The following is a 13,352-nucleotide window of genomic DNA, read 5'->3' on the forward strand; positions in this document are numbered from 1 at the left end:
CCGGACCGATCGAGGGAGACCCGGCTCACACCCCCCCACGGACCTCCTGGGGAAGGACGGACGATGGAGCTGCTCGCCATGATCACACCGGTCCTGATGCTCGGCGTCGTGCTGGCACTGGGCCGCTACGAGGAGATGCTGCTGCCGGCCGAGAAACCCGCCGGGGAGGAGGCGACGCCTCCCGCGCCGTCCCTGGCGCGGCCCACCGCTGAATGAACGGTGATGAACACGCGGTCGTCGGGGCGGTCGCGCGACCCCGGTTGCTGAACCGCACCGGTCGGTTCAGTGCGCGTACGGGTACCTGCCATCGGCACCGGTGTCGCGGGCCGTGGCGGTGACGATGCCCAGGTCCTTGTGAGGGAGGTCGACGCGGGAGCCGGGGGTGCGGTGCCGGTCCAGCGGATTGTCCTTCTTGCGGCTCAGGACGCTTGAGCCGGCCAGGCCTCCGCGACCCTCAGCCGAGGACCCTCAGCGCGGCCGTGAGATCGGCTCCCGCCTTCTCCAGGAAGACGACGGCCTCGGCCGGCCACTGGATGTTGACGGCGACGACCAGGTGGTTCGCGGCCTTGAGGGTATGCCCGGCGCCGTGCGGGCCGACGTGGCGTCGGCCACCGCCTCCGCGACGCCTCCCGCACCGCGCCCGCCCGCGGAGACGAGACGGTCGACCGCCGCCGCCCGCGGTCGCGGCCGGTGGCTGAACGGCCCGGCCGTGGGCCGTGCGGCACCCCTGAGGCGTCCGCCCCGGCCACGGCCTACAAGGCGCGCGCCCACGCCGAGGCGGCTTTGGCGCCGGATTCCTCCCATGGTTTGCAGTCGTTGCGGTTTCCGGACAGAGGCCGTCCGACCACGACGATCAGGCGGGTCGCGGCGTCGATGACAACCTGGTGATTGGTGGAGTAGCGGTAGTTCTTCGACTGCGCGGCCACGGTGTGATCGCGGGTGGGCACGAGAGTGCCGTCCACGATCAGCACCGTGTCCTTGGCGAACCGCTTGCGGGGCTGAACAGCGAGCATGGGCCCGAGGTGGTCGATGCGCAACGCTCGTTCGTGGACGTTCTGGCCGAACGAGCGGGCTCCTGGCTGGTGGACCCGCTCGATACTGTCGTGCTGCCATCGACGAACACCTCCAACGGCCAGCTGATCGTCTATCTGGACATCAGTGACCCGCAACGCAACCGGGGAGTTCTGACAGTGGGCGCCCACTTCGACGGCTCCGTCGTCCGTGGTGGCAAACTCCACAACCAGGACTTCACCATCCTGCAGACCGCGAGTGAGTTCACCTTCGAAGCCGCAGGCGGACCTACAGAGCTGGCGAACAGAGCAGCAGAGTGGTTCGAGTCAGTCCTCGCGCGCCCTCTGGTCCGCTGCGAATGGCATCACGCGGGAAGGATGTACGCGGTCCGCTACGAGTACGCAGATACGGGGCGAGGCCTCAGTGAGGGCTTCGAGACCCCTCTGGCACCCGACGCACTGCGGAAACGACTGGCCGCAGACGGCGTGATCCGAGGCCCAGGCCGGATCAACCGTGCCAGCCTGGGCCAACCAGACGTGATCGCACATGTCCGGGGCGTCCGCCCCGATCAGTAGTTGCGGGACAGCTCTAGTCGGCGCGGAAGACACCCACGGAGCCGCTCGGCCTCGGCCGGGATGCCCCGCTTGTGACCGGCCGGCTTGAGCGCGGCCTCCAACTGCGTGCGGGTGTTTCGGGCCCGTAGATGCCGGCGAAGTCCTCGCCGAGGTGAACAGCAGAAGACCGCAGGGCCACGCTCTGATGGAGACTCGGCGTGGACCAGGTAGGGGCCGGTTTGACGCCGCATCTTTCTGAGTTGGAAGGATGCATGTCATGCCGAAGAAGGTGGATCCCGAGCTGAGGGCCCGAGCCGTCCGGCTGGTGCTGTAGCACCGTGCCGAGTACCCGACCAAATACCGCGGCGGTGCTGACGGTGTCCAAGCAGGTCGGGGTGTCGGCGTACAGGTGACGTGGCCCTGGCAAGATTTTCGTGAAGCCGGGATGTGTCACCGTGCGCCGGTGACCCCCCGTCACAGATAGCGGCAGTGTCAGCGAGTGTGACGACCCCGTACGAACGGTGTCTCCGCACCTGGACACGGTGCGGGTGGAACAGGTGTGGGTGGCGGGCGGCACGGTCCGCATCGCTGCTCGTACCCGCGAATTGACGGTGGCGTGTCCGGACTGCGGTCGCGAGTCGGCGCGGGTGCACAGCCGGTATTCCCGCACGTTGGGCGAGCAGGGCCGCTGGGCGGTGGCACGACGCCGCCGCGTGCGTGCGAGCAGCGGCGGGTGCGGCATAGCGGAGGGCGGCGTAGCGGCGGTCGCCTGTCGGCGCAGGGCGGCGTCTGCGGCGACCGCCGCTGTCACCTCACGGCCCTCGGCCTCCGGGCCGCCCCGGAGGAGAGCCCCGGGGCGGCCCGGAGGCCAAGGACGGTGAGGTGTTCCGGCAGAGGATCCGCGTGGCCGTGGACCGCGCCCGCGCCCTGCGCGTCTCGCGCCGCCGGGCTCCTGCTCGACGCGCCTGGCGGGCGATCCGGCGGAGGCGGTGCCCGGCGCTCCGGCGGGCGCGTCCCCGGCGATCCAGTGGACGCCCCGTCGGCGATCTAGCGGGTGGACCCGGTGTGCTCCTGCACAGTCGCCGCCTCGCTCGCCGTCGTCCCGGCCCCCGGCTCGGCGCTCTGCTTCGCGAAGCCGCGCCGGCCCGGCAGGACCGCGAGGACGATCAGTGTTCCGGCGGCCATGATGATCCCGCCGATGAGGCTGGTCTGGGCGACTCCGTGGGCGAAGGCCTGGTGGACGGCGTCCACGGCGGCCTGGGCCTGCTGGGGCCCGGCGGAGGGATCCTGCGCGACCCGCTCCGCGACGGCCAGGCCGGCGCCGACCGAGTCCTTGGCGGTCTCCATCGCCTCCGCCGGGAGCCGGTTGCCCACCAGGTCGGTCAGCTCGTCCCGGTAGGCCGTGCCCAGCAGCGAGCCCAGCACCGCGATGCCCAGCGCCCCGCCCAGCTCGAGCGCGGTGTCGTTGACACCGCCGCCGACGCCCAGCTCGGACTCGGGGAAGGAACCCATGATCGTGTCGGTCGCCGGGGAGATGGCCAGTCCGAGCGCGAGGCCCAGCATCATCAGCGGCACCAGGAAGTCCCCGTACGTCGACCCCTTGTCGATCTGGGTGAGCAGGAACATGCCCGCCGTGCCGATGGCCAGGCCGGTCACCACCATCGGCTTCACGCCCAGCTTCGGGGTGAGCATCCCGGTCAGCGCGGACCCGAGGAACACCGCACCGCCCAGCGGCAGCAGCCGCAGGCCCGTGTCCAGGGCGTCGTAGCCGAGGACGAACTGCAGGAATTGCGTCGAGTAGTAGAGCACGGCGAACATGCCGAAGAAGAAGAACATCACCGCGAGCATCGAGCCGCTGAAGGGCCGCAGCGCGAACTTTCGGACGTCCAGCATCGGGCGCGGGTGCCGCAGCTCCCAGGCGACGAAGGCGAGCAGACCGACACCGGCGACCACGGCGGCGGTGACGGGGCCGGCGCCCCAGCCGAAGTGCGGGCCCTCGATGGCGGCGTAGATCAGGGAGCCGACGGTGACGATCGACAGCAGACCACCGACGTAGTCGATCCGGCCCATGCCCTGCGCCTTGGACGGCGGTACCAGGGCGAGCGCGCCGAACACGGCGAGGAGGGCGATCGGCACGTTGATCAGGAAGGTCGAGCCCCAGGCGTGGTCCTCAAGCAGCCAGCCGGAGACCAGCGGGCCGACGGCCACCGCCACCCCGGAGGTCGCGGCCCAGGCGGTGATGGCCTTGGTCCGCTCGCTCCGGGGGAAGGTCGCGACCACCAGGGACAGCGTGGCCGGCATCACGACCGCAGCACCGAAACCCATGATCGCGCGGGCCACGATGACCAGCGAGGTCTCGTCGACCATGCTCCCCATCACCGAACCGCCGGCGAAGATCAGCAGACCCAGCACCAGCGCGCCACGCCGGCTGTACTTGTCGCCGATCGCGCCCAGCACCAGCATCAGCGCCGCGTACGGAACGGTGTAGCTGTCGACGACCCACTGCAGATCACTGCTGCTCAGGCCCAGGTCGGTGGTCATGTCGGGGGCGGCGACGATCAGTGACGTGTTCGCCATCACCGTGATCAGCAGGCTCAGGCACAGCACGAGCAGCGCCCACCAGCGCCGCGCGTAAGGCCCGGTCATTTTTTCCACGGGGGTGTTCGCAAGGAAGGGCATCAGTAGCTCCTGAGGGGGACGGGGCGGACGAGCGGAATCACTCAATTGCCCGTGAGGCGAGCGGGCGACGGGCTGAGATCTCAGGGCTTCGAGATCATCGTGTGGCCGCTTTGGGGCTTGCCTCGGCGATCCCCTGGAGGGCCGCGTCGGTGTCCGCGATGGCCAGCATCTTGTTGATGTCGGCGCCGGCCAGTGCGCCGGCCGCTGCGGAGGCCCCGACCTGGGCGACCGGATCGGTGACGTTGCCGGCCACCCACACACCCGGCACCTCGGTGGTGCCGGCCATGCCGGAGGCGAAACCGCGGCCCATGTTCGGCAGGTCCTGCACCGGCAGGCCCAGACCTTCCAGGCCCTGGGTTCGGGCCTGCATCTGCGGGCCGACCGCGAGGACGCGGCGGGCCACGACCTGGCCGTCGGCCAGGCGCACTCCGGCGAGGGCACCGTTCTCGTCGTTGACGATCTCGGTGACCGGGGTGTCGATGACGCGGATGCCGCGGGCGGCGAAGCGGGCGCGGCTGTCCTCGTCCAGGTCGGTGCCGTGGGTGAAGTAGGTCAGGTCCTCGGTCAGCTGACGGAACAGATACGCGTGGCCGATGGAGGCCGCGCCGGTGGCGAGGATGCCGATGGGCTCATCGCGCACCTCCCAGCCGTGGCAGTACGGGCAGTGCACCACACTGTGCCCCCAGTGCTCGGCGAGCCCGGGCACCTGTGGCAGCACATCCGTGAGGCCGGTGGCCACCAGGATGCGGCGGGCGGTGATGCGGCGGCCGTCGGCAAGGGTGACGGTGAACCGAAGGTCCCCGTCCGCCGACGGGGCGGCGGACTCGGCCGAGACCACCTGGCCGAACACGACGCGTCCGCCGTACTGGCGCACCTGCTCCCGGCCCCGTCGAAGGATCTCGGGCGGCGGGGTGCCGTCCAGGGCGATGAGGCCGTGCACGGCCTCCGCGGGCGCGTTGCGCGGGGAGCCGCTGTCGATCACGACGACCGAGCGGCGGGAGCGGGCGAGGATCAGTGCACCGTTCAGCCCCGCGGCGCCCCCGCCGATCACCACCGCGTCGACGGTCCCCTCGGCCAGTGCGTCGCTCTCGTACGGAGGAGTCGTCACAGCCATGGCCTCCTGCCTTTCCTTGTCAGTCATGGTTCGGTCAACCCTTCGAGTTCCGGGTGGTTGCAGGGGGCAGCTGTTCAGGAAGCCCAGGATGTGGTCGGCGACCGTCTTGGGCTGTTCGAGGTGCAGGAAGTGCCCCGCGCCGAGGACAGCCCGACGTTCGTGATGTACAGATCCAGTCCGGCGATGAAACTCGCCGTCGCCAGGATCGCGAGGATCAGACCGGGCCTTGCCGGCCTGGAAGACGTCGCAATGCCGGGCGGCGCGGAGGAGTGCAAAGGCATGGGCCGCTCTCCGTCGCGCCAGGCGTGCACGCACCCTGTCCGGTGAGCTCAGGGTGGTTGTTTACTGAACAGTCCGAAACCTAGGTAGTTCTGTACTGAGTTGTCAAGTACGGCAGGTCGGCTTTACCTTCTATGTATGGCGAGACCACGAAGCTTCGACCGCGACCACGTCCTCCATGCCGCCGAGCGGCAGTTCCGCGCCTCGGGCTACAACGGCACGAGCGTCGACGACATCAGCGCCGCCACCGGCCTGGGCCGCGGCAGCCTCTATGCCGCGTTCGACGGCAAGCACGGCGTGCTGCTGGAGGCGATGGCCGGCTACTTCGCCCGGCTGGGGCAGGGTCCGCGGAAGATGCTCGCCGGACCGGACGAGGGCGCCCTGGAACGACTGCACGCGTACTTGCTCCGCGCCGTCCACGGGGTGCCACTCGCCGCCGACGTACCCCCCGCCTCTGACCGGGCGGGGGCGGCCTGCTTCGCTGCCAAGATGGCCCTGGAGATCGGCGCCTCCGACGCCGAGGTGAAACGCCTGGCCAACGACTGCTTCTCCGTGGTCGCGACGGCGGTGGCCGAGTGCGTGCGAGCGGCGCAGCGCAACGGCGACATCGACCCCGACGCGGATCCCGACGACCTCGCGTACCTTCTGCTGACCGTCATCCGCGGGAGCGATGTCGTAGGCGCGTACGGCCACAGTCCCGCCCGCCTGACCTCGATTGCCGAGAGCGCGTTCGCCTTGCTGCCTCGCCCGCGCCACCGCTGAGAAGGGCACGGCCGGCCTCGTCGCACAGGCATCTGATGCGGTCGGCCCACTTCGACGCCGCGGAGTCACGGCCCGTAGGTTTACGCGCCGTCGTGACCTCGTGTGTTGGCGCGTGCTGTGGTGTTCCGGGGGTATGCGGGGTGGGCGGTGGTCTGGGAGCAGTGGCGAGCCGCCACTGCGACCCGGCACGCTCGAACAGCGATGGCTGGTGGTACGACCAAGATCACGAATCGCTCGGCGACTTCCTGCGCCTGGCGATCGCCGCCTCCCTCGACCCGGACAGACTCACGTCCCTGCGATTCCACATGATGTACGCGATCTCGGTCTTACGGAGCCGAGACTTCGTCGAGCCCCGAACCATCATGGGGACAGCCGGCTTGGAGCACATCATGTGGCAGAGCCTCGTCATCTGGTTGGTTCACCAGGATTGATCCAGTTGCTCTTGACGGCGATCCTTTTGTTCGGGCAGCGCGCCGTGCGCACTTTCTCAGGGAGGGCGCTGTCGGCAAAGCGTGTCCACGTCATCCGGCGCTGTGTCTCCGGCGTGAGTCCCGTGGCGGCTTTGATGCGGAGAACGTCTTCGTGGGCAGATCAAGGGAAATGGAAACCGCCACGCCGACAGGTATGGCACCGAACAGTTCACTGCGCTACTGAACTGCCCACTGAACTGTTTGAACTGCCCACTGAACTGTTTCGTGCGCAACTGAACTATTCAGTGCCGTTCAACAGCCCTACTTCTGCTTCTTCTCCCGTCCCGGCAGGAACTCCTGCACCTTCGCCTTGAGTCCCTGCTTCACCATCGAGGCCCGGTCCGCGTCGCCCTTCAGGATCGACGCGGCCGTGGCCTCCATCTGGTCCCAGGACGCGTGCGGCGGGATCGGCGGCACCGCCGGGTCGGTGAGGAACTCCACGACCGCCGGGCCGTCCGACTCCAGCGCGGTGCGCCAGCCCGCCTCGACGTCCTCCGGCTTCTCCACCCGCACCCCGGTCAGCCCGAGGGAGCGGGCGAACGCCGCGTACTGCACGTCCGGGAGCTCCTGCGACGGCAGGAAGGACGGGGCGCCCTCCATGGCCCGCATCTCCCAGGTGACCTGGTTGAGGTCGTGGTTGTTCCACACGGCGAACACCAGCCGCGGATCCTCCCACAGGTCCCGGTACTTCGCCGCCGTGATCAGCTCCGCCAGCCCGTTCATCTGCATCGCGCCGTCCCCGACCAGCGCGACCACCGGCCGGTCCGGGTGGGCGAACTTCGCCCCGATCGCGTACGGCACCCCGCATCCCATCGTCGCCAGCGTCCCCGAGAGCGAGCCGCGCATGCCGGGCCGCATCGTCAGGTGCCGCGCGTACCAGTTCGCAACCGACCCCGAGTCCGAGGTGACGATCGCGTTCCCCGGCAGCAGCGGATCCAGGGCGCGCGCCACGTACTCCGGGTTGATCGGGTGGGCCGACTGCTCGGCCCGCCGCTCCATCACCTCGTGCCAGCGCCGTACGTTGTCGCACACGGTGTCGTACCACTCGCGGCCGCGCCCCTCGCCCCGGACCATCGGGATCAGCCGCCTCAGCGTCGCCTGCGCGTCGCCGACCAGATTCACCTCGTACGGGTACCGCATCCCGATCATGTGCGGATCGATGTCGATCTGCACCCCACGCGCCTTGCCGAACTCCGGCATGAACTGCGTGTACGGGAAGGACGAGCCGATGGTCAGCAGGGTGTCGCAGTCGCGCATCAGCTCGTACGACGGGCGGGTGCCCAGCAGGCCGATCGAGCCGGTGACGTACGGCAGTTCGTCGCTCAGGGTGTCCTTGCCGAGCAGCGCCTTCGCGACGCCCGCGCCGAGGAGTTCGGCGAGCTGCTCCACCTCCTGCCGCGCGCCGGCCGCGCCCTGGCCGACCAGGATCGCCACCTTGTCACCGGAGTTGAGGATCTCCGCCGCCCGCTCCAGGGACTCCTCGTCCGGCAGGGCGGTCCACCGGCTGCTGTTCAGGCTGGACGGCACCATCTTGAACTCGTGCGTGGGCGGCGCGTAGTCCAGCTCCTGCACGTCGCCGGGGATGATGATCGCGGTGGGGGAGCGGCGCGCGTACGCGGTGCGGATGGCGCGGTCCAGGACGTTCGGCAGCTGCTCGGGGACCGTCACCGTCTCCACGAAGTCGGAGGCGACGTCCTTGAACAGCGTGTGCAGGTCCACCTCCTGCTGGTACGAGCCGCCCATCGCCGTGCGATGCGTCTGGCCGACGATGGCGAGCACCGGGACGTGGTCCAGCTTCGCGTCGTACAGACCGTTGAGGAGGTGGATCGCGCCGGGCCCGGACGTCGCCGTGCACACCCCCAGACGGCCGCTGAACTTGGCGTAGCCGACCGCCTCGAACGCGGACATCTCCTCGTGGCGCGACTGGATGAAACGCGGCTGGTTCTCGGCCCGGCCCCAGGCCGCGAGCAGCCCGTTGATGCCGTCACCCGGATAGCCGAAGACACTCTCCACACCCCACTCGCGCAGACGTTCGAGGATGTGGTCGGACACCTTCGTGCTCATACGGACCTCCCGGTCGTGACGTACGTCCTGGCACGTCCCGAGTCACCCCCGCCGCGAACCGAAAACCTACGGGGGTGTTTGCGGACAGGGGCGGGGGGCAGGCGCGGAACCAGTGCTTCGGACAGGAGGCACGTCCGTGGGAAAGCGGCGTTTTGCAGCGCTTTCTGCAGCCCCCGGTCGAGCTGTCCGGGCCGCGCGCGCTCCCACGCTGACCGTCCACCCAGAGCACCCTCATAGGGAGATGCGACGCACCATGCGAAACCGAGCGAGCGTGAAGCAGCACCCCCACGACGACGCCCCCGACACCTCGGAGGCGTTCCGCCAGCTCGCCACGCTCCCCCCGGGTCAGCAGCGCGACACCCTCCGGGACCAGATCATCGAAGCCTGGCTGCCCATGGCCGAACGGCTGGCCGGACGCTTCCGCAGCCGCGGCGAGAGCTACGAGGACCTGCGCCAGGTCGCCTTCCTCGGCCTCGTCAAGGCCGTCGACCGCTACGACCCCGAGCGCGGCAACGCGTTCGAGAGCTACGCCGTGCCCACCGTTACCGGTGAGATCAAGCGGCACTTCCGCGACCACATGTGGACCCTGCACGTGCCGCGCCGGGTCCAGGACCTGCGCAACCGCGTGCGGTTCGCCTGCCAGGAACTGTCCCAGTCCGTCACCGACCGCCGTCCCAGCATCGCCGAGATCGCCGCGCACGCGGACATGAGCGAGGAGGACGTCAAGGCCGGTCTGGAGGCGCTGGAGAGCTTCACCGCGCTGTCCCTCGACGCGGAACTGCCGGGCAGCGAGGACGGATACTCCCTCAGCGACGCGCTCGGCTCCGCCGATCCGGCGCTGGACACCGTCGTGGACCGGGAGGCCGTCAAGCCGCGGCTCGCCGCGCTGCCCGAGCGGGAGCGGACGATCCTCTACATGCGGTTCTTCGGCGACATGACCCAGAGCAAGATCGCTGAGGAGTTGGGCATCTCGCAGATGCACGTGTCCCGGCTGATCAGCCGGTGCTGCGACCGGCTGCGGGACCAGGTGATGCGGGACGTGGCCTGAGCGTCCCGGTCACCTCGATCTGGTGAGCGCCAGTGAGATGTGGCGGGCGATGGTGTCCAGGGCCTGGGCCTCCGCCAGCGAGAACGGCGGGCGGGGGCCGCAGCGGAACAGGGTCAGCACGCCCAGGACACGCCCCTCGGCCTTGAGCGGGATGCACACGAGGGACGTCACGTCGGCCGCCACCAGAAGCGGGGTTCCGGCCGCGTCCTGGCCGAACGCCTTGGGGTCCTCGGGGCGGATCTGCAGGGACGTGATACCGCTGCCGGCCGTTTCGAGGACCAGGGGGCTGTCGGCCGGATCCTGGGCTCCCAGGGCCGCCGCCTCCTGCTCCGAAGGGGCGAACGTCGCCGTGCGGGAGAGCCCGAGGGGGGATCCCGCGTCGGCGACGACCCAGTCGGCGAAACGGCCGTGCAGGACGCGGGCCGCTCCGTCCAGGACCGCTTCCGGGTCGCCGGTCCCAGCAGTAGTCAGCAGGGCCGTGGTCATCGCGTCCAGGAGGTCCATCAGGGCCGCGTGACGGGTGGCCTCCCCCAGATCAGGGGCCTGGATGGGCGGTGCTTCGGGTGTGGTCGGTGCCTGGCGTCCGGCGGGCTGGAGCACCACGAGGACCGCGGCACGGGGCTCGCCGGGCGGATGCACCGCGGCGAGGGTGGCGTGCACCGGCACGGACGGGCGTTGCTGCAGGCGGACGGTGAGACTGCGGTCGCCCTCGCCGCGCGCCACGGCGGCGGTCTGCGAACGGAACGCCGCGCGGTCGGCGTGAGCCAGGAGCCCCGTCAGCGGGCGGCCCGTCGCATAACCCGCGCGGGCCTGGGTGAGGGCGGTCGCGGCGGGGTTCAGCCGGCGCACGACCGTCTCGCGGTCCACCAGCGCGACGGGCACGGGTACGCGTTGGAACACCGCCCGCAACAACTGCTGCTCCTGACGGTCGGGGGGAGCGGTGCGGCGCGTGCCAACCGTGGACAACCGCTCGTACTGCGGCCACAACTGGCCCGCCACGTGGTCGAGTTCGAAGATCGCCGCGTCGAGAACGGTCGGCAGGTCACCCGCCTGCACCGACCGTGCCGCCTTCAGTTCCGCGACCCGTCGTACGAAGTCCGCGAGTTCGTCACCGAATTCGTCCGTCTGCGTCATGCGACGAACTTAACCCGGTTTCCTTCGAGGGGTGTCGGGAAGGCGCGGGAAGAGCGACGGGGGTGGTGCGCAGAGCGCTGGAGAGGAGGGGCGCGGCATGTCGGACAGGGAAGGGCCTGGCCGGTGGGGGACCGAGAGGACCGAGTCCCCCGAGTCGGCCCTGCCGGGGCGGCGGTTGTCGGAACTCGTCGAACAGGCCGTGCGCTGCACCGCCGAGTGCTGCGGGGCGAGCAGCATGGTGGCCGAGGGCAGCCCAGAGCGGCACGCCACCGTCACCCATCCCGACCTCGGCGCGCTCGTCGCCGTCCAACTGCGCAGCGGCGAGGGGCCGATCCCGGCCGCGCTCGACCGCGGGGCGCCCGTCGACAGCGAGGATCTGCTGCGCGACGAGCGCTGGCCGGACTACCGCGCCGTGGCGCTCGACTCCGGGGTCCGCTCGAGCGTCACGCTTCCCTTCCGGCGCCGGGACCTCACGATCACCCTCAGCCTCTACAGCTTCCGCCCCGGCGCGCTCACGCACGTACCGCACGGGCCCGCGCGAGCGCTCGGTGACGTCACCGCGACCTGCCTCATCCGCGACCGCTCCTACCGCGCCGCCCTCACCGAGCTCGACCAACTCGGCACGGCCCTCCGCTCCCGCCCCGTCGTCGACCAGGCCTGCGGCATCGTCATGCACGCCCTCGGCTGCGACCCCGACACCGCCTTCGGAGTCCTGCGCCGCGTGTCGCAGGACTCCAACCGCAAACTGTTCGACGTCGCGTCGGCGGTGGTGGGCAGACGGGGGAGGGGGATGGAGCGGGACTTGGCGGCGTTGCTGAACTGAGGTGGGGCGGGGTGGTGGGTCAGCTCACGGCGCTCGTCAGACCCGCGTGCCCACAGTGTTTGCCGCACTCGCGAAGCCCACGGCGTCCGCCGGACCCGCGTGCCCCCGGCACCCACCGGCCGGGGTGCCCCCATGGCCCACCGGGCTTGCCGCAGCAGGGCACGCACCTGTGCTTGTCGCGGCCAGGGCGCCTATCGGGCCCGCCACGCCCACGCTGCCCAGCGATCACCGAGCGGGGTGGTTGGCCGTCCGCGGTCGGCGCCGATCGCGCGGCCGCGCCGGGTCGGGCCCTCCCGCTCGTTAGCCGCCCGGTGTCCCGCGGTGCGGTGGGGCGCCCGGGACGACGCTCCTGGGCGCCCCGCCCGGGATCCGCACCCCCTCCGCCGGCCTTGATGGCTCACCACCGCGCTCCCCGGATCTCACTCGTTCGGCCGCCCTCGTCCCGCGAATGGTGTCCGGTCGCGCGCGGGGTCGCGGTGGTCGGGCTGTGATGGCTGTGGGGCGCGAAGCTCGGGTCCTGTGATGGTTGGTCGAAGGAGTTCGTCTCATGCGCCGCACCTCCCGCGCCCTGTCCGTCGCCGCCCTGGTGGTGGGGGCCCTGGTGACCGCCGCGCCGGTCGTGTCCGCCGACCCCGACGTGGAGGTCAGCCCGAGCACCGTCTCCGCCGGCGGCGACGTCAGCGTCTCGCTCTCTTGCGACCCCCTCGGCGGGCCCGCTCCTGAAACGCTGGAGGCCACTTCGGGGGCCTTCGACGGGGGCACGATCGAGCTGAAGCACGTCCCGGGTGACGACGACGAGCTGTCCGGGCCCGCCTACACCGGTACCGGCCGCATCGCTCCCGAGGAGGGCGAGGAGGGCACCGAGGGGGACCCCGCGTGGACCGTCGACGGCACCTGCCCCGCGCCGCCCGGCGGACAGGGCCAGCCCTGGAGCGCGACGCTGGACGTGTCCCGGGGAGCCATCGGCTCCGCCCCCACCCCCGCCCCCGTCAAGCCCTGCACCGAGCCGTACGGCAGCGAGGCGACCGGGACGACCGAGACCACAGAGACCACCGAGCCCACCGAGGCGACCGACACGGCCCTCGAATGCCTCACCCCCACCACCAAGCCCTGCCCGCCACCCCACGGCACCGACCCCGCCGCCTCCACCTGCCCCACCGCCCCCGCGAAACCCTGCCCCCCACCCCGCGCCACCCAGCCCCACGAGTCCCCGTCCTACGGCCCCAAGGCCCCCCGCGACTGCGCCGCCGCGGTCATCCAGCGCGGTGTGCGGGCCGGAGAAGGCGGCTCTCTCGGGGGCTCGATGCCCGCCCTGGTCCTCGGTGGGCTGCTGATCACCGGAGCGGCCGGCGCCGCCGTGCACCGGGTGCGCCACCGGGACCCCGCCGGCCGCTGAGCCCTTACCGGCAGCGGT

11 protein-coding genes and 2 pseudogenes are annotated in these 13,352 nt (G+C 71.0%); 7 read left to right on the forward strand and 6 right to left on the reverse strand.

What is annotated here, in order from left to right:
• Window positions 1-63 precede the first annotated feature (63 nt).
• Window positions 64-216 carry a hypothetical protein gene (locus ACGFNV_RS00800; RefSeq protein ID WP_393618269.1) on the forward strand — a complete coding sequence of 51 codons (153 nt, stop codon included), beginning with the start codon at window positions 64-66 and terminating at the stop codon, window positions 214-216.
• A 93-nt stretch (window positions 217-309) separates the two neighbouring features.
• On the opposite strand, the pseudogene ACGFNV_RS00805 reads toward ACGFNV_RS00800, so the two are convergent.
• Both ACGFNV_RS00805 and ACGFNV_RS00810 read right to left on the reverse strand, forming a co-directional pair.
• A pseudogene (locus tag ACGFNV_RS00805) lies at window positions 310-595 on the reverse strand (NAD-binding protein); the annotation flags it as partial.
• Window positions 596-776: 181 nt separating this feature from the next.
• A pseudogene (locus ACGFNV_RS00810) lies at window positions 777-1,031 on the reverse strand (transposase); the annotation flags it as partial.
• Here ACGFNV_RS00810 and ACGFNV_RS00815 point away from each other — a divergent pair.
• A complete protein-coding gene (locus tag ACGFNV_RS00815; protein ID WP_393618271.1) occupies window positions 1,023-1,586 on the forward strand; it encodes a hypothetical protein in 564 nt (187 codons plus the stop codon). The pseudogene ACGFNV_RS00810 and the gene ACGFNV_RS00815 sit on opposite strands and share 9 nt — an antisense overlap.
• A gap of 1,026 nt (window positions 1,587-2,612) precedes the next feature.
• On the opposite strand, the gene ACGFNV_RS00820 is transcribed toward ACGFNV_RS00815, so the two are convergent.
• Window positions 2,613-4,244 (reverse strand): MFS transporter, encoded by a 1,632-nt coding sequence (locus ACGFNV_RS00820; protein WP_393618273.1) that lies wholly within the window; start codon window positions 4,242-4,244, stop codon window positions 2,613-2,615.
• Between the two features lie 94 nt (window positions 4,245-4,338).
• Entirely contained in the window at window positions 4,339-5,358 is a 1,020-nt protein-coding gene (locus ACGFNV_RS00825) for an NAD(P)/FAD-dependent oxidoreductase (protein ID WP_393619951.1), read from the reverse strand.
• Window positions 5,359-5,775: 417 nt separating this feature from the next.
• Here ACGFNV_RS00825 and ACGFNV_RS00830 point away from each other — a divergent pair, with 417 nt between their 5' ends.
• Both ACGFNV_RS00830 and ACGFNV_RS00835 read left to right on the forward strand, forming a co-directional pair.
• Window positions 5,776-6,399: a TetR/AcrR family transcriptional regulator gene (locus ACGFNV_RS00830; RefSeq protein ID WP_393618275.1), complete on the forward strand. Its 624-nt coding sequence runs from the start codon at window positions 5,776-5,778 to the stop codon at window positions 6,397-6,399.
• Window positions 6,400-6,560: 161 nt separating this feature from the next.
• Window positions 6,561-6,830, forward strand: a complete 270-nt coding sequence (locus tag ACGFNV_RS00835; RefSeq protein WP_393618277.1) for a hypothetical protein — start codon at window positions 6,561-6,563, stop codon at window positions 6,828-6,830.
• Window positions 6,831-7,130: 300 nt separating this feature from the next.
• Here ACGFNV_RS00835 and ACGFNV_RS00840 read toward each other — a convergent pair whose 3' ends face one another.
• Window positions 7,131-8,933 (reverse strand): thiamine pyrophosphate-requiring protein, encoded by a 1,803-nt coding sequence (locus tag ACGFNV_RS00840; protein WP_393618278.1) that lies wholly within the window; start codon window positions 8,931-8,933, stop codon window positions 7,131-7,133.
• Window positions 8,934-9,186: 253 nt separating this feature from the next.
• Here ACGFNV_RS00840 and ACGFNV_RS00845 point away from each other — a divergent pair, with 253 nt between their 5' ends.
• Window positions 9,187-9,981, forward strand: coding sequence for an RNA polymerase sigma factor SigF (locus ACGFNV_RS00845; RefSeq protein ID WP_393618280.1), 795 nt, complete (start codon window positions 9,187-9,189; stop codon window positions 9,979-9,981).
• Window positions 9,982-9,990: 9 nt separating this feature from the next.
• Here ACGFNV_RS00845 and ACGFNV_RS00850 read toward each other — a convergent pair whose 3' ends face one another.
• On the reverse strand, window positions 9,991-11,115 hold the full coding sequence (locus tag ACGFNV_RS00850; protein ID WP_393618281.1) for a GAF domain-containing protein: 1,125 nt from the start codon (window positions 11,113-11,115) through the stop codon (window positions 9,991-9,993).
• Window positions 11,116-11,212: 97 nt separating this feature from the next.
• On the opposite strand from ACGFNV_RS00850, the gene ACGFNV_RS00855 reads away from it, so the two are divergent.
• Window positions 11,213-11,938, forward strand: coding sequence for an ANTAR domain-containing response regulator (locus ACGFNV_RS00855; protein ID WP_393618282.1), 726 nt, complete (start codon window positions 11,213-11,215; stop codon window positions 11,936-11,938).
• Window positions 11,939-12,485: 547 nt separating this feature from the next.
• Window positions 12,486-13,334, forward strand: coding sequence for a hypothetical protein (locus ACGFNV_RS00860; protein ID WP_393618284.1), 849 nt, complete (start codon window positions 12,486-12,488; stop codon window positions 13,332-13,334).
• Window positions 13,335-13,352 lie beyond the last annotated feature (18 nt).

Source organism: Streptomyces sp. NPDC048751, from assembly GCF_043198595.1.
Taxonomy (GTDB): domain Bacteria; phylum Actinomycetota; class Actinomycetes; order Streptomycetales; family Streptomycetaceae; genus Streptomyces.

Coding starts and splice junctions, on each gene's coding strand:
- ACGFNV_RS00800 (WP_393618269.1), top strand. CDS start 64: ATGGAGCTGCTCGCCATGATCACACCGGTCCTGATGCTCGGCGTCGTG.
- ACGFNV_RS00820 (WP_393618273.1), bottom strand. CDS start 4,244: ATGCCCTTCCTTGCGAACACCCCCGTGGAAAAAATGACCGGGCCTTAC.
- ACGFNV_RS00825 (WP_393619951.1), bottom strand. CDS start 5,358: ATGGCTGTGACGACTCCTCCGTACGAGAGCGACGCACTGGCCGAGGGG.
- ACGFNV_RS00830 (WP_393618275.1), top strand. CDS start 5,776: ATGGCGAGACCACGAAGCTTCGACCGCGACCACGTCCTCCATGCCGCC.
- ACGFNV_RS00840 (WP_393618278.1), bottom strand. CDS start 8,933: ATGAGCACGAAGGTGTCCGACCACATCCTCGAACGTCTGCGCGAGTGG.
- ACGFNV_RS00845 (WP_393618280.1), top strand. CDS start 9,187: ATGCGAAACCGAGCGAGCGTGAAGCAGCACCCCCACGACGACGCCCCC.
- ACGFNV_RS00850 (WP_393618281.1), bottom strand. CDS start 11,115: ATGACGCAGACGGACGAATTCGGTGACGAACTCGCGGACTTCGTACGA.
- ACGFNV_RS00855 (WP_393618282.1), top strand. CDS start 11,213: ATGTCGGACAGGGAAGGGCCTGGCCGGTGGGGGACCGAGAGGACCGAG.
- ACGFNV_RS00860 (WP_393618284.1), top strand. CDS start 12,486: ATGCGCCGCACCTCCCGCGCCCTGTCCGTCGCCGCCCTGGTGGTGGGG.